Below are 26,971 nucleotides of genomic sequence, written 5' to 3' on the forward strand. Positions count from 1 at the left end.
GGTCTTGCCTCCTTCTCAGGCGAGGTTGATAAGGATGTTGCCGACGTGATCGACGGTGCCGTTGCAGCCCGCCTCGATCAGCGTGGTGGAGTCCATTTCGACGACGATGGCGGGGCCGGGGATGACATCGCCCGCCTGGAGCAGCGCGCGGTCATAGATCACGGCGGGCACCATCGCGCCATCGGCCCAAAGCTGATGATCGCGGATCTTGGCGCGGTCGACATTGCCGTCCGACTTGGGCAATTCGGGCGCGGGCAGGTCAAGCGCAGGCCCCATCGCCACGGCGCGCAGGTTCACCAGCTCATGGGCCGAATCCATGTTGAAGGTAAAGAGACGCAGATGCTCGGCATCGAAGCGATCCGTCACAGCCTTCAGGCCATCGCGGCGCAGCGTTTCCGGGTCGATCGAGAGCGGCACTTCAAAGGCCTGACCTTCATAGCGCACGTCCAGTTCGAACTGGCTGGTGATGTCGGCGTCATCAATGCCTTCGGCGCGCAATTCGGCGCGGGTCTGTTCGGCCATTTCCGACAGGATGGCGATGACGGCGTCTTCGGCCGTATCGGCAACCCGCTTGGAGAAGGAACGCGCCGTTTCGGTACGCATCCGCGTGGTGGCATCGCCCAGAGCGCAAAGCACGCCCGGCGAAACCGGCGACACCGCAGGCCACGACCCCGTCAGACGCGCCACCGCGTTGACATGGAGCGGACCCGCCCCGCCAAAGCCCATCAGCGCAAAGTCACGCGGGTCATAGCCCTGCTGCACCGAGATCATGCGCAGCGCGCCGAACATATTCTCGTTCACGATGTCGATGATGCCGCGAGCCGCTTCCATCAGGCCGATGCCCAGCGCGTCAGCGATGGTCTGCACCGCCTTCTTGGCGCCTTCGCGGTCCAATTGGAACGTGCCGCCCAGCAGGTTTTCGGGCAGATAGCCTAGCACCACATTGGCATCGGTCACGGTCGGCAGCGTGCCGCCCTTCTGATAGGCGACCGGGCCGGGCACGGCGCCTGCCGATTGCGGACCCACGCGCAGAGCCTTGGTCAGTTCGGGCACATAGGCAATCGAGCCGCCGCCCGCACCTACGGTCTTCACGTCCAGCGCCGAGGCGCGGACCTTGAGGTGGCCCACTTCGGTGTCGCGCTGGCGGCGGGCTTCAAGGCCCTCGATCAGCGCCACGTCGGTGCTGGTGCCGCCCACGTCCAGCGTCAGGATATTCTTGATGCCCGCATTGCGGCCCACCCAGATCGCGCCGGTCACGCCGCCTGCCGGACCCGACATCAGCAAGGATACGGGATGCTCTTCCGACTTTTCCGAGGACATCAAGCCGCCGTCCGAACGCAGCAGCGAAAGCGAACCGGCCATGCCCGCCCCGCGCAGCTTGTCACGCAGGTTGCGGATATAGCGGCGCATCACCGGACGCACGCTGGCATTGGCAACGGTGGTCAGCGTGCGCTCATATTCCTGCATTTCGGGCAGGACTTCGTGGGAAAGCGACACCGGGATTTCCGGCATGATTTCAGCGGCCAGTTCGCCCACGCGCTTTTCATGCGCGCCGTTGAGATAGGCGTTGACGAGCGAAACCGTCAGCGCCTGAACGCCCGCATCGCGCAATTGGGTCAGCGCGGCGCGGATTTCGCCTTCGTCAATCGGGCTGATTTCATGGCCGTCGGCATCCATGCGCCCGGCGATTTCCAGCGTATCCTGCAGTGCGGCCAGCGGTTCGGGCTTGGGCCAGACGATCCAGCCCGCCAGACCGCCCGGCACAAAGGACCGCGCGATCTGCATCACCTGACGATAGCCCTGCGTGGTGATCAGGCCCACGCGCGCGCCCTTGCCTTCCAGCACGGCATTGGTGGCAACCGTCGTGCCGTGCAGGAAAAATTCCACATCCGAAGGGCTGATCCCGGCCTTTTCGCAAATCGCGGTCACGCCGTTCAGGATGCCTTCCGAACTGTCATGCGGCGTCGAAGGCGTCTTGTGGCGCCAGAATTTGCCGCTGGTCTGGTCGAAAAGCAGGAGGTCGGTGAAGGTCCCCCCAACGTCTACACCCAATCGGTAGGTCATATTTTCCCCGGCTTCCTTTTGGTTTCATGGTCCGGCAGCTTTGGCTTGGGGGCCTTGGCCTGCCGGTTCCTGATGCTCTAAGGCTGCGACGTGATCGTCGGCGCCAATGGGGTGAAGGCGTAACGCAATCGCCGCGCTTGGCCCGGCTTTGGGCGCGGACTATCCGCCAAGCGAATTTTTGCCCTCGCGCAGTGGTCATTCCCCCGGCCCATGGGCAGGTTCACAGCCAAGGCGGACGCGCCAATCATGGAGAAAGTACCGATGGCCCTTGATCTGAACACGCTGCGCAGCGATTCGCGCGAATTTCTGGCCCGGCGCGGCGCGGGCGAGGGCCTGTTTATCGCCGGACGTTGGCAAAAGGCCGCAGGCGGGCGCACGCTGCCCACGTTGGACCCGGCCACCGGCACCCAGACCGCCGAAATCGCCGCGGCCGGCACCGCCGATGTCGAGGCCGCCGTCGAGGCCGCCCGCGCCGCCCTGCCGCTCTGGCGGGCCACGGTGCCGGTCGAGCGCGCGCGCATCCTCTGGAAGATCGCCGATCTGATCGAAGCGCATATTGACGAACTGGCCGAGTTGGAAACGCTCGATCAGGGCAAGCCGCTCTATGTCGGGCGCTGGGCCGAAATTCCGGGCGCGGTCAACCAGTTCCGCTTCTTTGCCGGACAGGCGATGGCGATTGAGGGCAATACGATCGAAAGCTCGATCAATTATCAGCCCGCAGGCAAGCAGATGCGGTCATGGACCGTTCGCGAGGCGGTTGGCGTGGTGGCGGCCATCGTGCCGTGGAATTCGCCGCTGGTGCTGACCGCGATGAAGCTGGCCCCGGCGCTGGCGGCGGGCTGCACCATCGTGCTGAAACCGGCCGAGGACACCAGCCTGACCGCGCTGCGTCTGGCCGAATTGATGGCGGAGGCGGGCGTGCCGGCGGGCGTGCTCAATGTCGTGACCGGCCTTGGCAGCGAGACAGGCGCGGCGCTGGCCAACCATCCGGGCGTGGACAAGGTGGCCTTTACCGGCTCCACCGCCACGGGCCGGGCGATTCTGGATGCGGCCAAGACCAATTTCAAGCGCGTGACGCTGGAACTGGGCGGCAAATCACCCTCGATCGTGATGCCTGACGCTGATCTTGATCTGGCGATTCCGGGCGTGGCCAATGCGATCTTCTTCAACGCAGGACAGGTCTGCATCGCGGGCAGCCGCCTCTATGTCCACCGCTCGATCCATGATCAGGTGGTCGAGGGCGTGGCGAACTATGCCAAGAGCATCAAGCTGGGCCACGGCCTGTTGCCCGACACGCAGATGGGGCCGGTTGTCTCGGCCCGCCATGCCGAGCGCGTCGAAGGCTTCCTGACGCGGGCCAAGGCGCAGGGCGCGACCATGCTGGCGGGCGGCGAGCGCAGCGGCGAGGCGGGCACCTTCATCGCCCCCACCGTGGTGGTGGATGTAAAGCCCGATTTCGAAATCGTGCGCGAGGAGGTCTTCGGCCCGGTTCTGGTGGCGCAGGCCTTTGACGATGTCGAGGAAGTGATCGCGGCCGCCAATGCCAGCGAATATGGCCTTGCCGCCAGCGTCTGGACCGAAAGCCTGAGCCACGCCCACCGCATGAGCAGCGACATTCGCGCCGGGACCGTGTGGATCAATTGCCATGCGATGTATGACGCCTCGCTGGCCATCGGCGGGGTCAAGGCATCGGGCTGGGGCCGCGATTCGGGGCGGCAGGCGATGGACAATTATCTGGAATGGAAGACTGTCTGCGCGGTCGTGTGACGGGGGCGTATGAGATGATCTGCCCGATGGGCGGATAGGCGGGGGCGGGGCGTTGTGAAGTGGCCCCGCCGCGCCAGCTTTCCCTTTCCAGTCGAAAGGGAGACAATCCATGCGGGGCCGAAAAGCCAAACCGTTCAGCCGCCTGTTACCTATCCTGCTGTGCGCCGGGGCCGCGATGGCCGCCCCCGCCATGGCCCAGAACGCCTCCTGTCAAAAGCCGTGGTTCACCCCGCAGGCCCCGCCGGTGCAATCCTTCGAGGTTCTGCCCGATGGGCGCGTGACTTTCCGGCTCTGCGCGCCGCTGGCCCATGAAGTGCTGGTCACCAGTTCGGATGCAGGCGAGGTGATCCCCATGGGCTTCCCAGTGGGCACGCCGCAAGGGCTGACCTTGACCCGCGATGATACCGGATTGTGGAGCGGCACTACCGCCAAGCCCTTCAAACCCGGCCCCTATCGCTATGCCTTCCGCGTCGATGGGGTCCGCACCGCCGATCCCTATGCGCAGGCTTTTTCGCGCACCCGCTATGGCATAGAGGCGGTGCTCGAAGTGCCCGGCAGCCGGTTTCAGGCATGGGACGCAAGCCTGCCCCATGGCGCGGTGGCCAGCGTGGATTACTGGTCGGCTTCGCTGAAAAGCCGCCGGCGGGCGCATGTCTATACCCCTCCCGGCTATGAAAAGGGCGGCAATCAGCGCTATCCGGTGCTCTATCTGGTCCATGGCGCGGGCGACAATGATGAGAGCTGGACCGGGATCGGCCATGCCAACCAGATCCTCGACCGGCTGATCGCGGCAGGGCGGGTCAAGCCGATGATCGTGGTCATGCCCGATGGCCATACGCCCGATGCGGCCCGCGCGATTGATTTCCACGCGCATGATTTCGGCGATGATCTGACCCGCGACCTGATCCCGCTGATCGACCGGACCTATCGTACCGTGGCCACCGCCGATGCGCGGGCCATGGCGGGCCTGTCGATGGGCGGTTCGCACACGATCCGTGAAGGGCTGACGCGCCCCGGCACCTTCCACTGGATCGGCATTTTCTCGATGGGCGTGGGCATCGGCAGCCAGACCGGCGTCGACCCCAAACGCATCGAGGAATTTGCAACCGAAAACGCCGCCGCGCTCAAACAGGCGGGGCGCGATATGCATCTGGTCTATTTTGCGATGGGCAAGGAGGATTTCCTCTATGCCTCGGTCAAGCCCACCCGCGAGGTCTTCGACCGTTTCGGCATTGCCCATGTCTATCATGAGAGCGAGGGCGGGCACACCTGGATGAACTGGCGCGATTATCTGGCCGATTTCGCGCCCCGCCTGTTCAAATAGGCCTGTTCAAATAGGCCTTCAGGCCGCCGCGCCCCTACGCGCGGCGGCCATCTTGCCCTCGTCCAGATCATAGAGATAGAGAAACACCCCGTTCACCACGAACATCGCCGCCGGGATCACCGCATAGCCCATGGTCAGCGCAAAAATCGCGCTGGGCGGCTGTGTCACCAGCTTGCCGCCCATGGTGGGGATATAATGGGCCGCGCGCAAAAATACGCCCAGCACCGCCACACCCAGCGCGAAACTGGCCTTTTCCAGCACGGCGGCGGTGGAGGAGAGCAGGCCCTCGCGCCCCATGCCGGTGATCGCCCGGTCATAGACCATCGTGTCGCCCAACATCGAAATCGACATCAGGATCAATGCGCCTGAACCAAAACCTGAAGCGATCCCGCGCGCAATCAGACCGGCATTGGCCACCCCATGAGGCGCGGCCAGCCAGCTGAGCGCCGTGGCGCAGAAGATGAAGACGCCGATGAGATAGGTGCCCCGCTTGCCGATCTTCTTGCCGCTCCACACCCATACCGGCATCGAGAGCGCGGTCACGATATTCTGCACCGAGGTCAGCAGGATCTGGCCGCCATAGCCCACGCCCAGCACGTTGAGCAGATAGAGCAGCCCGCAGGAGCCAATGCTGGCAAAGGCGAGGAACTGAAACACCTTGGCGCCCAGCAGCAGCATATAGGGCCGGTTGCGCCCCATCAGCGCGATCTGGCGCGGCAGGGACAGCGGCGGCGGCGCGTCCGCATGGGCCTCTTCGGCATGGGTGGCCGGAACCGAGAGCACCGTGGCCGTCATCGCGCCAAAGATGATCAGCGCCATCACCAGCCCCATCGTGGCATAGGCCGGGCCGCCCGCGCCGCCCGCCTTGATGATCGCCGCCGTGCCCGCTGTCGCCAGCATTTGCCCGATCGAGACAAACACCGTGCGGAAGGAAAGGAGGCGGGTGCGCTCGGCAAATCCTTCGGTCAATTCGGCGGGCAGCGCCATATAGGGCACGGCAAAGAGCGAATAGGCGGTGGAATAGATCACCTGCGCCGCGATCATATAGGCGATCAGCGCGCCTTGCCCCAGCGCGGGCGGGGCGAACAGCATCAGGAACGAGGCTGCCGAGAGGATCGCGCCCATCAGCATGAACGGGCGGCGGCGGCCCCATTTGCTGCGGCTCTTGTCGCTCATCGAACCGATGATCATATCGACCACCGCGTCATAGAGCTTGGCCCCCATCATCAGATAGCCCGCGATTTCGGGAGATTGGCCCAGCACCGTGGTCATGAAGGCGGGATAATAGGCCGTGACCGCATTGAGCATGATCGACACGCCCACCGTGCCGATGCCAAAGCCGAGGCAGGTCTTCATGGGAAGGCGCGCGCTCATGCCTCTTCTCCTTTCAGGAAGGCGAGGATCGCGGCGGCCTTGGCGCCGTCGCCGGGGGGCAGGGCGGCCGCGCGCCCGTCGGGCAGGATCTCCAGCGCGTGCGCCACCGAGGCATTGAGCAGCGCCAGTTCGGTTTCGGGTTTCAGCAAAAGCGCGGGCGCGCCGACCAAGGCCATCCGGTCAAAGGCGCGATATTCAAAGGCCGCGATATAGGGCAATGAATAGGTGTCCCATGATTTGAGCACATCAAGGGTGATACGGTGCAGGATTTCCGGCGGCGGCATGGGCACGGACAGACGGTGGGCCGCATCCTGCATGAAATGGGGAAAGAACAGCGCCTGATCGCGGCAGAAATTGAAGGCCCAGATCAGATGGCGGCCATAGGCGTCCGGCTCGACGCGGGGCGCGTAATGCTCGATGACGGCCTCGCGCAGCTCGTCATCATATTCGGTGATGCCGTCCAGCACCACGCGGCGCACCCGGTCCGGGTGGCCCGCAGCCATCTCGCAGGCGATGCGCGCGCCGGTGTGGGTGCCGTAAACATCCACCTTGTCTATCCCCAGCGCGTCCAGCATCCGCACCATCGAGCCTGCGAAATAGGCGATATCGGGATGGTCGGGCGCGGGGGCGGCGCTGTCGCCATTGCCCAGCGTGTCGGGCGCCAGAATCGGCCCTTCATGTCCGGCGGCCCGCAGGGCCTTCATCAAGGGCTGGCTGAACCACCCCGAGGCGGGCGAGGCATGGAGCAGCAGTAGCGGCGTGCCGCTTCCCTCCATCCGGCGCAGGTGGATCTGGCCCTCATCGATGGTGACGAAGGCTCTGGTGACAATGGGGTGGGTGATGACGGGGGGATCGATCAGGCTCATAGAAGGGGAAGCTAACCCGGCATGGCCCGCGCACTTGTCGCATCCTGACCTTATCCAGCAGGCGGATAGAAGCCCTTTGTCGGGGGGCGCAAGGGCGCCGGGCATGATCAATTCGGCCTATGTCGCACCATGTCGCCTCCGATGATGCCTTGCTGGACGGGTTGAACGCCGCCGGGCCGATCAACCTGTCCGAAGCCTTTGCCGTGATGGAGCGCTGGGATCTGGACGCGATCGTCTGCGCCCAGCCGGTCAATGTGTTTCACGCGCTGGGCCATTGGCCCCAGATCGCGCGGACCCGGATCGGCCAGCCCGCCGGAACCTTCGCCATCCTTTCGCGCAGGCATATGGAAAAGCCGGTGCTGGTCACCAGCCGTTTCCTGCATTTCTATACCTATGCCGATGGGCGCGGCCCGGTCGAGGCCTTCCTCTATGACGATCTGAGCGATGGCGATGATCTGGGCCAGAACGGCGATTTTCCGCTTTGCCCGGATCGGGGATTCGCGCCGCTCTCCGCGATGGAACTGCACCGCTTTGCCATCAGCGCGGCGGCCTTGCGGCACCGGGCGGCCTATCGCCATGCGGGCGGGGCGCTGGTGGCGGCGCTGCGCGAAATGGGCGCGTGGGGAGGGCGGATCGGTTGGGATGATCGGCTGATCGCGGGCGTTCTGGCGCGCCATGGGCATGAGGGGGCAAGCATCGCGGCGGACAATGCCATGCGCGAGATCCGCCTGATCAAATCGCCGCTGGAAATCGCGCTGATGCGCCGCGCCGCCCGCGCCAATGTCGAGGCATTGCAGGCTGTTGCGCAGGGTGTGCGGGCCGGGGCCTCCTACCGCGATCTCCACGCGCTGTTTCGCGCCGAAACGGCGGCGCGGGGCAATGCGGGCGTGTTCCTCAATGTCGACCGCTCATCCTCCGAGGCCAGCCCGCATCGCATCGCTGATGGCCAGGCGCTGTTCCTCGACGCGGTCAGCCATTTTCAGAATTATCACGGCGATTTCGCGCGCACGGTGTTTGTGGGCGAACCCACGCGCTCGGCGGCCCGCGCGGCCGATGCCGCCGCCTTTGGCTGGCAGGCGGTGCGCGAGGCGCTGCGCCCCGGCCTGCGTTTCTCCGATATTGTGCGCATCGGGCAGGATGCGCTCAAACGCGGCGGCTTTGATGTTCAGGTCGGCTTTGGCCCGCATTCCTGCGGTCTGGCCCATACCGATGAGCCGGGCGAGGATGCCAATGACTTTCAAGGCGGTTTCTGGCGCAAGCCGGATATCGAACTGCGCCCCGGCATGGTGATTTCGGTCGATTGCCCGGTGCTCGATTCGGGCCTTGGCGGCTCGGCCCATTGCGAAGACCTCGTGCTGATCACGGCCGACGGCTGTGAAACCATCCATTCCTCTTCTCCAGCGGTGATTGTCGTATGACCAGAAGCTTTATCCTTTCCGCCGGTATCGGCGACCCTGCGCTGGCCGATCCGGCCATGGCCGGGGAAATCCTGAGCGCCGCCGAGGCGGCGGGCGTCGATCTGCTGCTGCTGGGCCGCAATGACAGCCTGCTCTTTGATCCGCAGGTGATTGCCGCATGGGCCGCGCCGCGCGTGTCGCGCGTCGGTCTGGTGCCGCTGGTGTCCAGCCGGATCGCGCATCCCTTTCACGTGGCGCGCTCGCTTTCGGCCATTGACTACCTTTCGGGCGGGCTGCTGGGCTGGGCCCCTGTGGCGCAGGGGGGCAGCGCGGCGCAACTGGCCGACATGGTGCGCGCGACGCGCGCGCTGTGGGATGGCTGGGATGATGATTGCCTGATCATCGACAAGGCAAGCGGGCGCTATCTGGATACGACCAAGGTGCGCGCCAGCAATTATGTCGGCACCCATTATGCGGTGCGCGGGCCGGTCAACGCCATGCGCCCGAAACAGGGCCATCCCGTGCTGGTCTGCGATGCGGCCTCGCCCTTTGCGGTGCCGGGCATCGATGTGGTGATTGCCGCCGAGGGGCAGGCGTTTCCCGCCGCCGCGCGCCGCCTGCTGCGGGTTGATGCGGGGGCGGATATGGCCGCCCTGACCGCGCGGTTCTCGGCCGGCGAGATCGACGGTCTGCATATCGAACTGACCCATCCTGCCGCCGAACTGGCCCGCATCGGCAAGGCGCTTGCCCCGCTGACGCAGGGCCGTCCCGCGGCAGGCACTTTGCGCGAGAGGCTGGGCCTGCCCCTGTCGCTGCGCAACATTCATGAGGAGATTGCCTGATGCCCCGTCCGATCCATCTCTGGGCCTTTCTTCAGGGCATCGGCCATTATCCCAGCGGTTGGCGCCACCCCGGCGCCGAGCCGGAGGGCGTGTTCACCATGGATTATTACGCGCGCGTGGGCCGTCTGGTGGAAAAGGGCCGGTTTGACGCCATTGTCTTTGGCGACCAGTTGCAGTCGCGCGGGGTGCGCGGGCGCACGCCCGAACATCTGGCCATGCCCACGCTCGATCCCATGGCGCTGCTTTCGGCCATCGCCTCGGTGACGCAGCATGTCGGGTTGGTGAACACGCTTTCCACGACTTACTGGTCGCCTGAAGGTCTGGCCGAGCGTTTCGCCACGATGGACCGGATGAGCGGCGGGCGCGCCGGGTGGAACATCGTCACCACCGCGCATCCCGACACCGCGCCCAATTTCGGCGATGAGGAGCTGCCCGAAAAGTCGCAGCGCTATAAGATGGCGGCGCAGACCGTGGCGCAGGCGCAGGCGATCTGGCGTGAGCGCAACGCCGCGCTGGGGCCTTCGCCTCAGGCGCGCCCGGTCTTCGTTCAGGCCGGGCAATCGGGCGACGGGCGCGATTTTGCCGCCAGCATCGCCGAGGCGATCTTCTGTTCGGCCCCGACCATCGAGGAGGGCATCGCGTTCCGTAACGACATGCGCGCCCGCGTGGCGGCGGCGGGGCGCGATCCCGATGCGGTGCGGATCATGCCGGGCCTTTCCTTCATCCTGGCCGAAACGGAGGCTGCCGCGATTGCCAAGGATCAGGCCATCCTCGATCTGGCCGACGAGGCGCTGTGCATCGAATATCTCTCGGAATCGCTCAATTGCGATCTGACCGGTTTCGATCCGGCCGGGCCGATCCCGGTCGATCACATTCTGAGCCAGACCTGTTTCCCCAAGGCCGACATTGGCCGCGCGCTGGAAAAGCCCGCCGCGATTGGCCTGCCTTTGGGCAAATTCGCTTCGGGCTATGTGCGCACGCCGCGCGGGCATAATGTGTTTCGCGGAACGGCATCGCAACTGGCCAATATGATGATCCAATGGGTTGATGCCGGGGCCTGCGACGGCTTTACCCTGCAACCGGCCTATATGCCGGGCGAACTGGAAATCTTTGTCGAGGAAGTGGTGCCGATCCTTCAGGCCGCGGGCGTGCTGCGTACCGAATATCCGGGCAGCACGCTGCGCGAAACGATGGGCCTGCCGCGCTGGCCTGCGGATATGGCGGCGTGATCGGGGCGCTGGCGGGGCTGGTTCTGGCGGGGGCGCTGGCGGCCTCGCCGGCGGGCGAAACGCCCAATGTCCATACCGACCGCGCCGCCGTGGTGGCGCGCTGGGCCAAGGCGCCCTCGCGCTTTGTGACCGTGGATGGCGTGCCCATCCACGTGCGCGAGGAAGGGCGCAAGGGGGCGCCGGTCGTGGTCCTGCTGCATGGTTCGATCGTGAATCTGCACGAATGGGATCTGGTGGTGCCCTTGCTGGCGCGCGATTATCGCGTGGTGCGTTTTGACTGGCCGCCCTATGGCCTGTCGGGGCCCGACCCCAAGGGCGTCTATACCACACCGCGTGCCGCCGAACTGATGGACGGGCTGATGCGGGCGCTGGGCCATGACCGCTTTGCGCTGGTCTCGACCAGCAACGGGGCCAATGTCGCGCTGGAATATAACCGGGCCTATCCGGGGCATGCGACGGCCATGGCCTTTTCCATCCTGCCGCTCGAACGGCCCAGCCAGACGCGCAAGATCGGCGCGCGGATGATGGAGCTGATCGCCGAGCAGAAGGCCAAAACGCCGCAGTGGCGCAGCCATGCCTTTTTCCGCGAAGTGTTGAAAGACACCACCCCGCCCGGTTTCGAGCCTAAGGACTGGATGGTGGACAGCATTTTCGACGCGGACAATCTGCCCGGCGCCTACGCCAATCAGGCCGCGCTGCTGGCGGCCAATGTCGAATTGTTCAAGACAGATATCGTCAGGCGCGAGACCGAGGCTGTCACCGTGCCGGTGCTGCTGCAATGGTGCACCTATGACACGGTGATCAGCCAGAGCGCCGAGGAATCCAAGGGCCGTTTCCCCAATGCGCGGGTGGACTATATCGAATATCCCACCCTTGGCCATTTTCCGATGTGGGAGAATCCCCGGCTCTTCACTCGCGATCTCAAGGCCTTTCTGGACCGCCAGCGCAAACCGGCGGCCCGGCGCAAAAATTAGGGTTTGATTCCCCGGATCAGCAGATTGGGCAGATAGGCATTGTCCCATTCCGCCTGCGTTGCAGAAGGCGCGGGCGGGGTGGCGCCGATGCGCAGCACGATCAGGTCATATTTGGGCGCAACATAGACCACCTGATTGGAATTGCCGTCGAACAGGTAAAGGTCGGGGTCGAGGTAAGGCTCGCTGTGCAACACCTGCGGCCCCAGCGTGCCGGGTGCGCCAAAGCCGCGCCTTTGGTGATAGGGATTGCCGATCCACAGGCCCAAACCAAAATTGGGATTTTGCGGCGTCCCCTTGCGCATTTGCGCGGCATAGCCCTTGGGCAACAGGCGTTTGCCGCCCCACACGCCGTCGGCATGGATCAGCATGGCCATGCGCAGATAGGTTTCGGCGGGCAGATAGGTGCAGCAGCCCGAATGCGCGAGGCCTCCTTCGCGGTCCACCCAGATCGTGCCGCCCGGCGCGCCGATTTTGGCCAGCACCTCGGTGCCGACAAATTCGCCATAGCGCCGCCCCGTGGCGCGCTCGATCACCAGCGCCACCAGATCGGAAGGGGCATTGGCATAGGCATAGCGCGTGCCCGGCTCGGCGGTCATCGGGTAATTGTCGATGATCGCGCGCCCGTGTTCGGTGGAAAGATAGGCGGTGTTGAGCGGATGGGCCGGATCGGGGCTGAACCCCTGATCGAGCATCCCTGAACGCATATCGAGAAGGTTGCGCACCAGAATGCGGCCCTTCGGCGTGCCCTTCAATTCGGGGATGATCTCGGCCAACGGTTGGTCCAGCCCCTTGATCCGGCCCAGCGCGATGGCGCGCCCCACGGCCAGCGCGGTGATCGGCTTGGAAAGCGATTTGGACAGCATTGGCGTTTGGGCATTCATGCCCGGCGCGAACCAGGCATGGATCAGCGCCCCCTTGTGCCAGACGAGAAAGGCGCTTGACCGCATGGCGGCGGCATAGGCCTCGGCCTTGGCCAGAGAGGCGGGGTCGAGCGTGGAATCGGCGCGTACCGCCATTGGCTGCCATGCCTTGGCCCCGGACAGCTTTTCCATCGGCGCATAGGGAAAATTGCCGGGATCTTTCAGGAATTGCGCGAATCGCTGCTGATAGACCGCCTCGTCGCCCGCACCGCCAGCGGCCATCGCGCCAACCGCGGGAAGCATCGCCAGAAGCGGCGCCATGGTTGCCGTCATGATTGTTCTTGCCCTTTGCATCTCCACAATTCCCCGCATTCCTGATGGTCGCCAAGTTTTTGCAATCTGCCCATCACCCGCGCGCATGCCTGCGCAAGACGCGCCAATCCCCACTGTGCGGATAATTCCACCACATGCCGCATCACCATGGGGCCAAGCGTTCATATCCCGTGCAAGTCCGAGGTTTGGAGTGCATGAGCTATGACAGGGGTAGAACGGTGCCAGGTGGGGATTGTGGGGGCAGGCCCCGTTGGCACAGTAATGGCCACCCTGCTGGCCAAGGCCGGCTATGACGTGGTGGTGTTCGAGGCGGGACTCGATTGCGCGCAGGATCTGCGCGCGTCCACGTTCCACCCCTCGACGCTGGAAATGCTGGATGATATCGGCATCACGCAATTGCTGATCGAGCGCGGGCTGAAGGCGCCGGTCTATCACTGGCGCGACCGCGCATCGGGCGAGGTGGTCGATTTCGACCTGTCCGAAATCGCCGATGTCACGCGCTATCCCTATCGCATCCAATGCGAGCAATATCACCTCTCGCGCGGGCTGGCCGAAGGGCTGGAGCAATATTCCAACGCCAAGGTGCTCTTTGGCCACCGCCTGCTGACGCTGGAGCAGGACGATACGGGCGTTAACCTGTGCGTTGAAACGATGACCGATATCGTGCGCTATCGCTGCGATTATCTGATCGGGGCCGATGGCGCCAATTCGGTGGTGCGCAAATGGCTGGGCATCGAATTTGACGGCTTCACCTATCCTGAACGTTTCCTCACGCTGTCCACCAAGCTGGAACTGGCCGATTATCTGCCCAATCTGGCCTATGTGAACTATGTGTCGGACCCGTCGGAATGGCTGGTGCTGCTGCGCGTGCCTTCGGTGTGGCGCGTGCTGGTGCCGACCGATGCTTCGCTGGGCGACGATTATCTCAAGTCCGACGAGATCAAGGACGGCATCTTCCAGCGCCTGCTGGGCACGGATCTGCATGTCGAGACCGGCCACCGTACGCTCTATCGCGTGCATCAGCGCGTGGCCAAGAGCTTCGGCAACGGGCGCGTCTATCTGGCCGGGGATGCGGCGCATCTCAACAATCCGCTGGGCGGGTTCGGCATGAATTCGGGCGTGCATGACGCTTTCAACCTGTTTGAAAAGCTCGATCCTGTGCTGAAAGGCACCAAGACCAACCAGAGCCTCGCGCTCTATGATCGCCAGCGCCGCACGGTAACGCACAGCTTTACCCAGCAGCAGACGATCGAGAACATGGCCTTCATCAAAGGCGGCGCCGATGAGGCGCACAAGCGCCGTCGTCAGGCGATGCTCGACCTGAAGGCCGATGACGACAAGCGCCGCGCCTATCTGATGCGACAGGCGATGTATGAAAGCCTCTCGCAGGCCGCCGCGGTCGAGTGAGTTTTCGGGCGGGGCGGTAAAACGTCCCGCCCTTTTTCCATCCAATCTGGGCACGGTCCCCCGTCCTGCCTGTAACAAGGAGTATATTCGCATGGGTGACGTTCTGGGCTGGCGCAAGCTGATGGGGGTGATCGCGCCTTCGACCAACACCACGGTGCAGCCCGATATGGAGCGCATGCGCCCGGTGGGCGTGACCAACCATTTCAGCCGGATCTATGTCGAGGACCCGCTGGCGCTGTCCAATGAGGATTTTCTGGTCGGCACGCAGGCGATTTCGGACGCCACCCATGATGCGGTGCGCTCGGTCATGACGGCCAAGGTCGATTACCTCGTGCTGGGCATGTCGGCGGTGACGTTTTACGGCGGCGTTGAAGGCAGCCGCAAATGGAAGGCCGATGTCGAGGCCGTGGCGGGCGTGGGCGCCAGCACGGGGGCCGAATCCGTTGCCGCCGCGCTCAAGGCCTATGGCGGGGTCAAAACCGTCAGCTTCGTCTCGCCCTATTACCCGGTGGCCAATGCCGAGGTACGCCGTTTCCTTGAGGAATCGGGCTTTGAGGTGAAGCGCGACAAGCCGCTGCAATGCAAGCGCTGGACCGACATCGCCAAGGTGACGCCCGAGGAATTGCGCCCGGTTCTGGACGAACTGGACGGCGATGATGTGGACGCCATCGTTCAGGTCGGCACCAATCTCTCGATGGTCGATCTGGCCGTCGAATATGAGCAGAAGCTCTCCAAGCCGGTGATCGCCATCAACACGGCCACCTATTGGCATGGCCTGCGCGCCTGCGGCATCCACGACAAGATCGAGGGCGTTGGCCGGCTGCTGGCCGAGTTTTAACCGAAATGCGCGCCCGCCTGACCGACAGGCGGGCGTATCGCGGGGGAAGCCTACCCGCGCGCCCGGCCCCCATGCGATGGGTCGTTCACAGCAGGAGGTCGGCGCCATCAGCCGCCCGACGACAGGGCCGCGCATGATCGCAGCGCCGGTCCCAACTCAGGGAGAAAACCGTGATTCAGGAAGTTCTCGTACTGCGCTGGGTACACATCATCTGCATGGTCTATTGGCTGGGCGGGGAATGGGGTGTGTTTCAGACCAGCTATAATATCCTCAACCGCAAACTCTCGATGGAAGAGCGCAAGCGGCATATGGAAACGGCCTATCGCATCGACATTCTGGCGCGCACCGGCATCATCACGCTGCTGCCGCTGGGTCTGCATATGGGCAATATCTATGGGCTTCAGCCCTATGGCGGCAATTTCCTGACCTTCATGTGGATCTTTGTCGCAGGGTGGCTGGCGCTGTGCTGGGGTGCGTTCATCAAGCGCGAGACCGATATCGGCATCCGCCTGACCAAGATCGATGAGGCGGTCCGCTATTTCCTCATCCCCACGATCTTTTTTGTCGGCATTTCCTCGCTGCTGGGCCATGGCCCGTTCGAAGCGGGCGAGGGCCAGCGCTGGTATGCCACCAAGTTCACGCTTTACGGCTTCACGCTCTGCATCGGGCTTGGTCTGCGCTGGATCATGCGCCGCTGGACCACGGCGTTCCGCATTCTGGCCCAGGGTCCCAATCCCAAGATCGAGGCCGTGCTGGAGCGCGACTTCTTCCTCGGGCGCTGCATGGCCTATGTCTATTGGATCACGATTGCCAGCATCTGCTTCCTCGGCACGGTCAAGCCGATCTGAGGACGCCTTCTCAAAGGGGCACAGGAGCGCGGCGGGCCAAACCCGCCGCGTTTTTTATGCGGCGGCGGGGCATAAAAAGACCCCGGCGCCTTCTTTCGAAAGCGCCGGGGCCAAGTGCGGGTTCGTGCCGGGGCCGTGCCCGAAAGTTTTAATTGCGATAGATTGCCGAGCTGCGGGCCAGAACGCCCATCGGATCGGCGGCCATTGCCGGGTCGGCCTTGGCCACCATATCGCGCCAATCCTGCGGCATGTCCTGATAACGCGCCACTTTCATCCCCGCGCTGCGCAGGGTCTGGGTGCCCAGGCCCGGCGGCATTTTCCACCAGCGCGCGTAATCGGTGACATCCGTGCCATAGGCCGTCGCGCTGGCAAAGGCGCGCTTGGGATCGAGCGCCTCGGCGGCGGGGCTGCAGATCATGCTCATATCATTGAGCACGCGATCACTCTGCCCCTGCGTTTCGGCCCGCGCGCGGCTGTGGGTCTGGAAACAGACCGTGTCGCCGATACGGAAGAACAGTTCCGGCACATGCTCGACCGTGAATTTCGATCCGCCGATGGTCGGCGGCAATTGCAGCACGTTTTCCGCGTTATACACCACTTTGGTCGGCCCGACCGGAGCGAAAGGCACATCGACCATCGTGCCGGTGATCGGGTTGAGCAGTTTTTCGGCTCGAACGCCGCTGTCCAGCGCGCAGCGGAAGGCCAGTTCATATTGTGTGGTCATCAACCCGCCATCGGCCGTGGGGCGAATATCCATCAGCGCGCCAAAGATCATGTCGCACATGGGGATCAGTTTCGCGCCCTGCTGGGCATAATTGCGCCCGCGGAACCACCAGAACACCGGCCCGGCATCGGCGCGCATCCGCATCCGGCGGATCATGGCGATGCGGGCGGCTGGATCGGTCGGGATGCCTTCTTCGCGCGCGCTGGTGGCCGGGGTGGCCCCCATGGCGGGCATGCTTGCGGCTGCCCCCAACATCAGACCACCGGCCATCAGCATCCGGCGGCTCATCAACAGCGCTTCATCGCCGGTATCGGTCTCAAAGGCTTCGCTCATCGCATTTCCCCCATTTTCGGCCTCAAAGGGCGCCAACCGCCCCCGCACCGATCAATTCTTCAATCCTGGCATCATCATAGCCCAGCGCGTTCAGCACCTCGCGGGCATCGCGTCCCGGCCGGGGCAGATGGTTTTCGCCCCCGGTCCGCTTGCCCGCCATCTCCAGCGGCACGGTCGGCAATTTCGTCTCGCGCCCATCGTCGAGGAACACCGTTTCCAGTCCCCCTGCGGCCAACTGCGGATCGTCGAACAATTCCTCGGGCTTGCTGACCGGGGCAAAGGGGATGCCTGTGCCTTCGAGCCGCGCGATGATTTCGGCGCGGGTGAACCCGGCGACCCTTTCGCGCACGATGGGCAGAATGCGGTCGCGGGCCAGAACACGCTGGTTGTTGGCGCGGATGCTCTCATCGGCCCACAATTCGTCAAAGCCCAGCAGCGCGCAGAATTTTTCCCACAGGCTGTCGGACACCACGCCGATGAACACCGGCAGGTCCTGCGTTTCAAACACGTCATAGATCGCCCAGGCCGAAATGCGCGCGGGCATGGGCGCGGCGGGTTTGCCGGTCACGGCAAACTGCGCCATATGTTGCCCCACCAGATAGGCGGTGGTTTCAAACAGGCTGGCCACGACCTTTTGCCCGCGTCCGGTGCGATGGCGTTCCTCCAGCGCGGCCAGAATGCCGATCACGCCGAACATCGCGCCTGTCACGTCGATCACGCTGGACCCTGCGCGCAAGGGCCGTCCCGGAGGGCCGGTCATATAGGCAAGGCCGCCCATCATCTGCGCCACTTCGTCCAGCGCGGTGCGGTTTTCATAGGGGCCGGGCAGGAAACCCTTCTCGCTGCAATAGATCAGGCGCGGATTGGCCTGCGCCATCGCCTCATAGGACAGGCCCATGCGGTCGAGCGCGCCGGGGCGGAAATTCTCGACCAGAATATCGGCCCCCGCCACCAGATCGCGCGCGACGCCCACGCCATCGGCGCTTTTGAGATCAAGGCAGATCGACTGCTTGCCGCGATTGTACATCGGGAAATAGCCCGAGCCGGACCCAAGCAGCCGCCGCGTGGCATCCCCGCCGATGGGCTCGATGCGGATCACCTCGGCGCCAAGGCTGGCGAGGATATGGCCCACCGCCGGACCCATCACCATATGGGTGAACTCGATCACGCGAATGCCCGCCAGAGGGGTGGGGTTCTGGCTCATTGGGCGATCCTTTCATGATAATCCATCATCACGCCCGCATCGGGGGTGAAACCATAGAGCGGCTCCTCCGGCAGGGCCTCGGCCAAAATGGCGCGTACTTTCAAAAGCTTTTCCAGATCAATGCCGGTTTTGTAGCCCATCGCGTTAAGCATCAGCACCAGATCCTCGGTGACCAGATTGCCCGAGGCCCCCGGCGCATAGGGACAGCCGCCAAGGCCGCCCAGCGAGGCATCCAAAGTGGTGATCCCTTCATCCAGCCCCGCCAGCGCATTGGCCAGACCCAGCCCGCGCGTATTGTGCAGGTGGAGCGTGGTCAGCGCCTCGCCCACCTCGGCGCGCACGGCGCGCACCAGACGGCGCACCTGCGCCGGATCGGCATAGCCGGTGGTGTCGGACAGGCTCAATTCCTTGGCCCCCGCCTCGACGCTGGCCGCCGCCAGACGCACCACGGTGGCCTCCGGCACGGCGCCCTCAATGGTGCAGCCAAAGGCGGTGGAAAGGCCCACCGCGAAATGGGCACCCGCTTCGGCCGCGATCCGGCCCATCGCGCGGATTTCCTCGATCATCTGCGCGTGGTCCTTGCGGACATTGCGGATCGAATGCGTCTCGCTCATCGAGAAGGGGGCGGAAAAGCCATGCACGCCCGCCTCGACCGCGCGCGCGGCGCCCTTGGCATTGGGCACCAGCGCGACGACGTTCAAACCCGGAATCCCGCGCGCAAAACGCACCAATTCGGCCGTGTCGGCCATTTGCGGCAAAAGGCTGGGGGGCACGAAACTGCCCACCTCGATTTCCGGCACGCCGCAGGCGGCCTCGGCCGCGATCCACGCCTTTTTCGCCTCCAGCGGCATGACGGGCTTGATCGATTGGAGCCCGTCGCGCGGGCCGACTTCGGAGATGGTGATGAAAGTCATAGATAGATCCATGGGCGCGCCGCGCGGTCGGCATCGGTCCATGCGGCGATGGCGGGGCGCGATTTCAGGGTGAGGTCGATGGCGTCCAGCCCTTCAAGGAGCATGGCCTTGGCCTCGGCCTCGATGGGGAAAGGATGCGTGTCCGCGCCGCAGGTCAGCGTCTGGGCGGCAAGGTCGATATGGACCTCGCGCCCGGCGATGCTTTCCACCGCATCACGCGGCAGGACCAGCGGGAGCAGCCCGTTGCGGATGCAATTGGCCGCAAAAATCGGCGCAAAACCGGGGGCGATGATGCAACGCACGCCATATTCGGCCAGTGCCCAGACCGCATGTTCTCGGCTGGACCCGCAGCCGAAATTGGCGCCCCCGGCGATGATTTGTGCGCCTGCATATTCGGGCCGGTTCAGCACGAATTCGGGATTGGGCACGCGCCCCTCGATATAGCGCCATGGGGCGAACAGGCCCTCGGCCAGACCCGTGCGCCCGGTCGATTTCATCTCGCGGCTGGGGATGATGGCATCGGTGTCGATATTGTCGGCCAGCAATGGCGCGGCCATGGCCGACAGCGTGGTAAAGGGGGTCATGCCTGCGCCTCCAGCAGCCGGGGGTCGGCAATCACGCCCGCAATCGCGCTGGCCACGACGACTTCGGGGCTGGCGATATGGGTGCGGATGCCGGGGCCTTGCCGCCCTTCGAAATTGCGGTTGGTGCTCGAAATGCTGCGGCTGCCTGCGGGGAAGCTCTCACCGCCCGCAAAGAAGCAGAGCGAGCAGCCGCTCTCGCGCCATTCGAAACCGGCGGCCTCGAAGATCTTGTCCAGCCCCTCGGCTTCGGCGGCACGCTTGACCGCCCCGCTGCCCGGTACGACCAGCGCCTTTTGGATCGAGGGCGCGATATGGCGCCCTTTGGCCAGCGCGGCGGCGCGGCGCAGATCGGACAGGCGCGCATTGGTGCAGGACCCGATGAAGGCAACATCAATGGGCGTGCCCAAAATCCGCGTGCCGGGGGCAAGATCGATATAGTCATGCGCGCGGGTTGGCCCGGTGGGCACAGTGGCGTCGATGGGGATCGCGTGCTCGGGGCTGGTGCCCCATGTGATCATCGGCGCGATGGCGGAGGCGTCGATGATGATGGTGCGGTCGAATGCCGCGCCCTCGTCGGAATGCAGATCGGCCCAATAGGGCGCATCAAAGGCCGCCGGCGCATAGCGGCGACCCGCCAGCCAGGCGTAGGTCTTTTCATCGGGCGCGATGATGGCGGCCATAGCGGCAAATTCGGTCGCCATGTTGCACAAGGTCATGCGCGCCTCGATGTCGAGCGAGCGCACCGCAGATCCGGCAAATTCGACCACATGGCCCGCGCCGCCGCCTGCGCCATGCGCCGCGATCAGCGCCAGCGCCATGTCCTTGGCCGTGACGCCGGGCGACAATGCGCCGTCAAAACGCACCAGCATGGTCTTGGGCCGGGGCAGGCGCAGCACGCCGGTGGCCATCGCATGTTCGGCCTCGGACGATCCGATGCCCCATGCCAGCGCGCCCAGCGCCCCTTGCGTGCAGGTGTGGCTGTCGGGCGCGACCAGCGTGCAGCCGGGCAGCACGATGCCCAGTTCGGGCGAGATGACATGGGTGATGCCCTGATCCGGGTCGGTCACGTCGAACAGGGTGATGCCCGCCGCCATCGCCGCCGCGCGGGTCTCGGTGATGAAGGCCTGTCCGCCCGGCATCAGCGTCTGGTCACCGCGGCCGGGGCGGGTGTCGACGATATGGTCCATCACGGCAAAGACGCGGCGCGGATCAACCACCGGCCGTCCCGCCGCCGCCATGCTTTTGAGCGCCGAGGCCCCGGTGCGTTCATGCAAAAACACCCGGTCGATCGCCACCAGATCCGAACCGGCAGCCGTGGTGGCGGTGACATGGGCGTCCCATATCTTGTCGGCCAGAGTACGCGCCATCACGCGGCGCCCCGCAGATCGACGATGACCTTGCCGCTGGATGCGCCCGAAAGCAGGCGTTCGACCGCATCGTAAATGCCTTCGAGGCCGGTAAAGCGCGGCGTGTCGAAATGGACCTTCACCTTGCCCTCGGCATAGAGCGCGAAAAGTTTCTCGCGCGCCTCAGGCCAATGCGAGGTGAGCAGGCCGTTCATGAAACCGCGCACCGATGCGCCCTTGTAATAGATCGCATTGGCGATGCGCGGGCCGCTGACGATTTCAGGCACGCCGTTCAAATCCGCCGCCGCACCGCCCACCACCAGCCGTCCATGGTTGGCCAGATTGGCAAGGAACGCATCGAAGATCGCCCCCGACACCGTATCGACCGCCACATTGATCGCGTTGCGATATTCGCTGTTCAACACTGTGGCGACATCTTCGGCGCGGTAATCGATCACCCGCGCCGCGCCCAGCGAGCGCACGAAAGCGGCCTTCTGCGCGCCCCCGCAGACCGCCACGACATGGCACCCGCGCGCCGCCGCGATCTGGACAAGGAAATGGCCCAGCCCCCCCGCCGCCGCCGAAATCGCCACCGTCTCGCCCGGCTGCAACTGTCCGATCACGTCCAGCGCGACCATGGCCGAAACCCCGGTGCTGCACAGCGCCAGCCAGTCGGGATCGGCCGAGGGCACTTTGAGGAAATTGGCGGCAGGCGCGATATTGGCCTCGCGGTATCCGCCGGTAAAGCGCGTGGTAACCACCGCATCGCCCGGCGCGAAATCGGCCACGCCCGCACCCACCGCCTCGACCACGCCCAACGCCTCGACCCCGGTATAGGTGGGCAGGGCGATCTTGACATAATCGACGGCATCGCGCGCGATCTGCGTGTCGAAAATGCCGTTGATGCCGCAATAGAGGTTACGCACGCGCAATTCCCCCGGCGCCGGATCGCTCAAGGGCAGTTCACGGATCACGCAGCCTTCGCGGAACGAGGGCGCGATGGTTTCCAGCCGGATCGCGCGGTAGGTGTTCGTCGGGCAGGTGTTCACGCGGGAAACCCCAGACAGCCCGGATTCAACTGCCCCTTGGGATCGACCACCGCCTTGACCGCATCGAGCACGCGCAGGAAGGCCGGATCGCGGCTCTCGCGATATTTGTAGGCTCGCCCGATCTGGAAATGGGCGCAGCCATAGGATTCGGCAATCCGCTTCACCTGCTCGCGCGCGGCGTGAACCACGGCGCTGGCTTCCGGCGCATCGCCCAGTTGCTTGAGACGGGCCAGATGTTCAGGTTCAACCAGGCTCTCATGCACGGGACGATAGCCTTGCGGCCAGAAGAACACCGGCTCGATGCAGATGGCGTTATTGTGCAGCGAGGAGAAGAGGAAGCCGGTGTGGATGCCCAGCCGGTTGAACTCGCCCGCCATGCTGTCGAAATAGGCCCTGATGTCGGCGAACATTTTGGGTGCGTTGGAGAGCGAAACCTGCCCATGAACCGGCACCCAGCTTTCGCCATCGGGCCCAAGGATCGAGTTGGGCGGCGGGAAGGGCATCGCGCGGATCACCTTGGCGATGGTGTTGGCGATTTCCACGCCGTCATATTGCGCGGCAATTTCGCGTGCCTTGGCAATATCGGCGGCCACGGCCTCCTTGCAGCGCCCCTCGGCGGTGATGTGGAGGGGGTATTCCTCCTCCTCGATAAAGTTGCGCCCGGCAGCAGCGATTTTCAGGCCGGCCTTGAGCGCTCCAAACACCGACTTTTCCTTGGCCATCACCGCGCCCAGCGCCTTGACGTCATTGGTCATGCCCATGCGGCGCATACGGACCTTGGTCAGGCCCGGATCGAAACCGCAGGTTTCCGATGCAATGCCCGCCCGCGTCATTTCCGCCAGCGCCTCGAGCATGATCGGGCCGGTCTTGAAGCTGAAGCTCACGCTGTCTTCAAATTGCGGGCGGCGCATCAGGCGGAAAGTGATTTCGGCCTTGATGCCCAGCGTTCCGGCATCGCCCATGAACAGGCCCGCCAGATCAGGGCCATAGTGGCGATAGAAGGGCGTTTCGCCATCCGGCCCGCGCGCGCCCGTTTTCAGCACCGAGCCATCGGCCAGCACCATCGTGATGGCAATCACGCTTTCGGTCGAGGTGCCATATTGGGCGCAACCGAACATGGCATTATGGTTCGACAGGCCGCCCCCGATGGTCGAGTAGATCCCGCTCATCGGGCCCCAGAAGGGCAGGCGCAGACCCAGGGGCTGGAGCGCATCGTCAATGGCTTTCCACGATACGCCCGCCTCGACGGTGATCGTCATGTCCTCTTCGCGGATCGCCAGGATGCGGTTCATGCGCAAAGTGTCGATCGAAAGGGTGGTGTCGGTCGCCGGGATATAGCCGCTGGTATAGGTCATGCCTGCCCCGCGCGGTGCAAGATCCACGCCCGCCTCGACCGCGGCCTTGACCACGGCGGCCAGTTCGGCCGTGTTGCCCGGCGCGACGATCAGCATCACCGTGTGGTCCGATGCGCTCCAGATGTCCTCGCTGAACAGGCGGCGGCTTGCCTCATCCTCGCGCAGATTGGCTTCGCCCACGATGGACGCAAGGCGCGAACGCAGTTCGGCGGGGCAGGGGGCGGAAATTGTTGCGGTTTCCTGCGACATGATGGCCTTTCGGATCTGGAAGAAGTTTTGATATAGTCGTATGGCAATTGGGCGGAGGCAGAGCGGTGATCTATCCTCCTGTCGGATGAAGACGTCAGGCCACCGGGTCGGATAGTGTCAGCTTGGCCGCCGACAGACCCGCAAGGCGCCCCAGCGTGACCGCCGTGCACAGCCCCATCGCCGGCAGATAGCCCCAATGGGCGGGCCCCGAGACGCTGCGCGCCGCGCCGCCCCCGGCAAACAGATTGGGCAAGGGCGAACCATTCTCGCGCAGCACGCGGGCCTCTCCGTCGATCTGCAGTCCGCCCTGCGTGTGATAGATCGCGCCCACCACCTTGTAGGCCAGCAGCGCGCCCTGCGGCGGGGTGGCATCGTCCCAGCGTCGCCCCCATGCATCGGGGCGGCCCTGCGCCTTGGCCTGCGCGGCTTCGGCCAGAGCGGCCGACAGAGTTTGCGCCGGAACGCCGATGGCATCAGCCAGAGCGGCGGCGTCCGCGCCCCGCCGCGCGGCGTTCAAATCGGCCAGCGTCTTCATTTCAGGCGTATAGGCCTGCGCCGCCGCAATGCTTTCGTCCAGCACCACCCAGCACGGGCCGCCCTGGGCCATCACCGGATGGACCATCCCGGCAATATCCTCGCTTTCGTCGCAGAAGCGTTCGCCGCCCGCATTGACGATGATCCCGCCATCGACGATCACGCCCGGCACCACCGAAATTCCCTGCGGATCGGTCAGCATGGCATAGCCCTGATAGGCGCCCATATCGCCCAAAGCGGCCCCCAGTTTTTGCCCCAGCATGACGGCGGTGCCGTCGCTGCCCTCATGCCCATTGTTGCGGCCGTGGGCCATCGAGGGGATATAGCGCTCCAGCAGATCGTGGTTGGCCGCATAGCCGCCGCTGGCCAGGATCAGGCTTTCGCAGCCCACCTGCTCCAACGAACCATCCGGGCGCTTCAGGCTGACGCCCAGCACGCGGCCCGTGTCGTCCGCATGGATCTCGACCAGCCGCGCGCCCAGCATCACCATCACCCCTTCGTCCTCAAGGCGCTGGTGCAGCAGGTCCACCATGTCCTGTCCATCATGGCCGTGCCAGCCATGCATGCGATAGGTGGAGAGGCCATAGGAGGGGCGAAAGCCCATATCCAGTTCCCACGGCATCGACAGGCGATCGGCCATCCAGTCGAGCGTGGGGCCGGAATGGTCCGCAATCGCGCGGGCGATGACCGGATCGGTTTCCCCACGCGTCTTGGCCATGATGTCGTCGTAATAGGCGTCGGCGCTGTCGGCGATACCCTTGGCAGCCTGCGCGCGCGTGCCTGCTGCGCAGATCAGGCCCATCGACATGCCCGTTGTGCCCATCGGGCGCTCATCGGCCTCGACCAGCAGCACCTCGGCCCCGGCATCGCGGGCCGAAAGCGCCGCGATACAGCCGCAGGCGCCCCCGCCAACCACCAGTACGGGAATGGAAAATTCAAATTCCATCAATCCGCATCCCGCACCATGTCATCGGCCATCTCGCCGCTGGCCACATCATCGGACAGGGCGGCGGCCTCGTTCTCCTGCTGGACGATGCGCAGGATGCGGGCGATATATTCCTGATTCCACATCTGGCGCTGGGCGCTGGCGGCGGCATCGGGGGTAAAGGCGTCGATCTCGCCTTCGGCCAGAATGCCCTTGGCCCTGAGCAACCGCTCCAGCGTGTCGGCGCGCTGATGGGCCACGGCCAGTTCCTGCGCGATGCTCATGGTGATGGCCAGCACGCGCTCGACCTGGGGTTCAAGGAAGTAGGGGCGCTTGCCGGCGGGCTTGGCTCCGGCTTCGTTCAAGGCGTCGTTAAAGCTCATGCCACGGCTCCGATCACATGCCATGCGGCCTTGCGGCCATAATCCTCGGTGTTGTCTTCGGCGGCGTCGGGGAAGATCTCGCGGTCCACCACGCCGTAAACGCCGCCATGGATGATTTTGCTGCGGTCAAACCCGGCGCGCTCCATTTCCGCGTCCAGATCCATCTCGTGCATCCGGCTCCAGAACGGCTCGTTGTTGTAGAACGCGTCCCAATCACGCATCGCCTGTTCAAACAGCGGCATGTCGGGGGCATATTGCGGCTGTTCGACATGCAGCACGATGCCGCCGGGCCGCAGCAGGCGGTGGCTTTCGGCAAAGATGTTGCGCAGCGCGCGGGTCGAAAGCTCATGCAGGAACATCGTGGTCTGCACCCAGTCGAAGCTGGCGTCCTCGAAGATGTCCTTCAGGTTCTCGGCGCTGGCCTGAACGAAGCGGACATTGTTGATGCCCAGTGATTTCGCCCGCGCCAGACCATAGCGCAACACCGGCGCGCCAAGATCGACAATCGTCAGTTCCGCATCGGGGAACGCCTGCGCCAGAGGCAGGCTGGAATGGCCCACCGTGCCGCCGAATTCCAAGATCTTTTTGGGCGCGAAATCGGGCAGGTTCTTTTTCACCCACTGCACCACGGCATGGCCGCCGCCATCGGAATATTTGCCCAGAAGGCCGCCCGTGGTGACGAAACCGGCATGGTCGTAATTGGCGCCATTGGTGAAATCGTCGGGCGCATATTCTATGTGATAGCTGCCCGGCATGCAATGGTGATCGACCGCCGAAACATAGCGCGGAATTTCCAGCGCGGGGTTGAGCACCAGTCGGTCATCGCCCTCGATCAACGCCTTGCCGCGCGCGTTGAGTTCCTCGCGCTGGCGGATCGCGGTCCAGCGGCCCGCCTGCTGGCGCTGCTCCATCGTCATGCGGCGCAGGGCCGACCACGTGCAGAATGCGGGGTCCTCCAGCATCGCCTTGCGCGCCTCGTGGCGGGTGGCGATGGGGCGGCCATGGGCGGCGGCGAATTTGGGCGCCACGCGCGCCTCATAGGCGGCCTTGACGCCCGGCACGACGCGGGCGGCCAGATGGCGGTTCATCTGGGCCAGGAAATTGATCCGTTCGATCTCGTCATGGCTCGTTTCGGGAAAGACGCCATGGCGGCCGATCACCCGGTAATCGGGCGGGCCATCATATTCGGGTGCGGGGTGATTGCTGCGCTGAGGGTCGGCCATGGGCGAGTCCTTTATTTGGTATAAT

General features: G+C 64.7%; 23 protein-coding genes. 9 read left to right on the forward strand and 14 right to left on the reverse strand.

Annotation, left to right across the window (positions count from 1 at the left end):
* Nucleotides 1-15 precede the first annotated feature (15 nt).
* Nucleotides 16-2,064, reverse strand: a complete 2,049-nt coding sequence (locus PQ457_RS16620; protein WP_273619959.1) for a hydantoinase/oxoprolinase family protein — start codon at nt 2,062-2,064, stop codon at nt 16-18.
* Nucleotides 2,065-2,325: 261 nt separating this feature from the next.
* Here PQ457_RS16620 and PQ457_RS16625 point away from each other — a divergent pair, with 261 nt between their 5' ends.
* Together PQ457_RS16625 and PQ457_RS16630 are read left to right on the forward strand one after the other, a co-directional pair.
* Nucleotides 2,326-3,831 (forward strand): aldehyde dehydrogenase family protein, encoded by a 1,506-nt coding sequence (locus tag PQ457_RS16625; RefSeq protein WP_273619960.1) that lies wholly within the window; start codon nt 2,326-2,328, stop codon nt 3,829-3,831.
* A gap of 109 nt (nt 3,832-3,940) precedes the next feature.
* Complete coding sequence (locus tag PQ457_RS16630) at nt 3,941-5,155, forward strand: alpha/beta hydrolase (RefSeq protein WP_273619961.1); 1,215 nt, start codon at nt 3,941-3,943, stop codon at nt 5,153-5,155.
* Nucleotides 5,156-5,173: 18 nt separating this feature from the next.
* On the opposite strand, the gene PQ457_RS16635 is transcribed toward PQ457_RS16630, so the two are convergent.
* Nucleotides 5,174-6,529 (reverse strand): MFS transporter, encoded by a 1,356-nt coding sequence (locus PQ457_RS16635; protein WP_273619962.1) that lies wholly within the window; start codon nt 6,527-6,529, stop codon nt 5,174-5,176.
* Complete coding sequence (locus tag PQ457_RS16640) at nt 6,526-7,395, reverse strand: alpha/beta fold hydrolase (protein ID WP_273619963.1); 870 nt, start codon at nt 7,393-7,395, stop codon at nt 6,526-6,528. The genes PQ457_RS16635 and PQ457_RS16640 overlap by 4 nt, the downstream gene beginning before the upstream one ends.
* Nucleotides 7,396-7,514: 119 nt before the next feature.
* Between PQ457_RS16640 and PQ457_RS16645 the strand changes: the two genes are divergently transcribed.
* From PQ457_RS16645 to PQ457_RS16660, 4 genes are read left to right on the forward strand one after another with little or no spacing between them, the layout of a single operon-like run.
* Nucleotides 7,515-8,813, forward strand: a complete 1,299-nt coding sequence (locus tag PQ457_RS16645) for a M24 family metallopeptidase (protein WP_273619964.1) — start codon at nt 7,515-7,517, stop codon at nt 8,811-8,813.
* Nucleotides 8,810-9,634 carry an LLM class flavin-dependent oxidoreductase gene (locus tag PQ457_RS16650; protein ID WP_273619965.1) on the forward strand — a complete coding sequence of 275 codons (825 nt, stop codon included), beginning with the start codon at nt 8,810-8,812 and terminating at the stop codon, nt 9,632-9,634. Before PQ457_RS16645 ends, PQ457_RS16650 begins: the two co-directional genes overlap by 4 nt.
* Nucleotides 9,634-10,863 (forward strand): LLM class flavin-dependent oxidoreductase, encoded by a 1,230-nt coding sequence (locus tag PQ457_RS16655; protein WP_273619966.1) that lies wholly within the window; start codon nt 9,634-9,636, stop codon nt 10,861-10,863. Before PQ457_RS16650 ends, PQ457_RS16655 begins: the two co-directional genes overlap by 1 nt.
* Nucleotides 10,860-11,837, forward strand: coding sequence for an alpha/beta fold hydrolase (locus PQ457_RS16660; RefSeq protein ID WP_273619967.1), 978 nt, complete (start codon nt 10,860-10,862; stop codon nt 11,835-11,837). Before PQ457_RS16655 ends, PQ457_RS16660 begins: the two co-directional genes overlap by 4 nt.
* Here PQ457_RS16660 and PQ457_RS16665 read toward each other — a convergent pair.
* Nucleotides 11,834-13,030, reverse strand: coding sequence for a serine hydrolase domain-containing protein (locus PQ457_RS16665; RefSeq protein WP_273619968.1), 1,197 nt, complete (start codon nt 13,028-13,030; stop codon nt 11,834-11,836). The genes PQ457_RS16660 and PQ457_RS16665 overlap by 4 nt on opposite strands.
* A 201-nt stretch (nt 13,031-13,231) precedes the next feature.
* Between PQ457_RS16665 and PQ457_RS16670 the strand changes: the two genes are divergently transcribed.
* The 3 genes from PQ457_RS16670 (at nt 13,232) to PQ457_RS16680 (ending at nt 16,123) form a co-directional block, all read left to right on the forward strand.
* The gene (locus PQ457_RS16670; protein WP_273619969.1) at nt 13,232-14,437 is read left to right on the forward strand and encodes an FAD-dependent oxidoreductase; all 1,206 of its coding nucleotides are present in this window, start codon (nt 13,232-13,234) and stop codon (nt 14,435-14,437) included.
* Nucleotides 14,438-14,528: 91 nt separating this feature from the next.
* Nucleotides 14,529-15,275, forward strand: a complete 747-nt coding sequence (locus PQ457_RS16675) for a maleate cis-trans isomerase family protein (RefSeq protein WP_273619970.1) — start codon at nt 14,529-14,531, stop codon at nt 15,273-15,275.
* Between the two features lie 170 nt (nt 15,276-15,445).
* Nucleotides 15,446-16,123, forward strand: coding sequence for a hypothetical protein (locus PQ457_RS16680; RefSeq protein ID WP_273619971.1), 678 nt, complete (start codon nt 15,446-15,448; stop codon nt 16,121-16,123).
* Between the two features lie 148 nt (nt 16,124-16,271).
* Here the strand turns inward: PQ457_RS16680 and PQ457_RS16685 are convergent, their stop codons facing one another.
* The 10 genes from PQ457_RS16685 to PQ457_RS16730 all read right to left on the reverse strand — a co-directional run bounded on the left by PQ457_RS16685 (nt 16,272) and on the right by PQ457_RS16730 (nt 26,946).
* On the reverse strand, nt 16,272-17,180 hold the full coding sequence (locus PQ457_RS16685; protein ID WP_273619972.1) for a hypothetical protein: 909 nt from the start codon (nt 17,178-17,180) through the stop codon (nt 16,272-16,274).
* Between the two features lie 22 nt (nt 17,181-17,202).
* Nucleotides 17,203-18,384: a CaiB/BaiF CoA transferase family protein gene (locus tag PQ457_RS16690; protein WP_273619973.1), complete on the reverse strand. Its 1,182-nt coding sequence runs from the start codon at nt 18,382-18,384 to the stop codon at nt 17,203-17,205.
* Entirely contained in the window at nt 18,381-19,298 is a 918-nt protein-coding gene (locus tag PQ457_RS16695) for a hydroxymethylglutaryl-CoA lyase (protein WP_273619974.1), read from the reverse strand. Before PQ457_RS16695 ends, PQ457_RS16690 begins: the two co-directional genes overlap by 4 nt.
* Nucleotides 19,295-19,882, reverse strand: a complete 588-nt coding sequence (gene leuD, locus PQ457_RS16700) for a 3-isopropylmalate dehydratase small subunit (RefSeq protein WP_273619975.1) — start codon at nt 19,880-19,882, stop codon at nt 19,295-19,297. Before leuD ends, PQ457_RS16695 begins: the two co-directional genes overlap by 4 nt.
* A complete protein-coding gene (locus tag PQ457_RS16705; RefSeq protein ID WP_273619976.1) occupies nt 19,879-21,249 on the reverse strand; it encodes a 3-isopropylmalate dehydratase large subunit in 1,371 nt (456 codons plus the stop codon). The genes leuD and PQ457_RS16705 overlap by 4 nt, the downstream gene beginning before the upstream one ends.
* Nucleotides 21,249-22,277 (reverse strand): zinc-binding dehydrogenase, encoded by a 1,029-nt coding sequence (locus PQ457_RS16710; RefSeq protein ID WP_273619977.1) that lies wholly within the window; start codon nt 22,275-22,277, stop codon nt 21,249-21,251. The genes PQ457_RS16705 and PQ457_RS16710 overlap by 1 nt, the downstream gene beginning before the upstream one ends.
* A complete protein-coding gene (locus PQ457_RS16715) occupies nt 22,274-23,881 on the reverse strand; it encodes an FAD-binding oxidoreductase (RefSeq protein ID WP_273619978.1) in 1,608 nt (535 codons plus the stop codon). The genes PQ457_RS16710 and PQ457_RS16715 overlap by 4 nt, the downstream gene beginning before the upstream one ends.
* A 94-nt stretch (nt 23,882-23,975) precedes the next feature.
* The gene (locus PQ457_RS16720) at nt 23,976-25,361 is read right to left on the reverse strand and encodes an FAD-dependent oxidoreductase (protein ID WP_273619979.1); all 1,386 of its coding nucleotides are present in this window, start codon (nt 25,359-25,361) and stop codon (nt 23,976-23,978) included.
* The gene (locus PQ457_RS16725; RefSeq protein WP_273619980.1) at nt 25,361-25,723 is read right to left on the reverse strand and encodes a hypothetical protein; all 363 of its coding nucleotides are present in this window, start codon (nt 25,721-25,723) and stop codon (nt 25,361-25,363) included. Before PQ457_RS16725 ends, PQ457_RS16720 begins: the two co-directional genes overlap by 1 nt.
* On the reverse strand, nt 25,720-26,946 hold the full coding sequence (locus PQ457_RS16730) for a class I SAM-dependent methyltransferase (RefSeq protein WP_273619981.1): 1,227 nt from the start codon (nt 26,944-26,946) through the stop codon (nt 25,720-25,722). The genes PQ457_RS16725 and PQ457_RS16730 overlap by 4 nt, the downstream gene beginning before the upstream one ends.
* Nucleotides 26,947-26,971: the final 25 nt, after the last annotated feature.

The sequence above is a fragment of the Novosphingobium humi genome (assembly GCF_028607105.1).
GTDB lineage: Bacteria > Pseudomonadota > Alphaproteobacteria > Sphingomonadales > Sphingomonadaceae > Novosphingobium > Novosphingobium humi.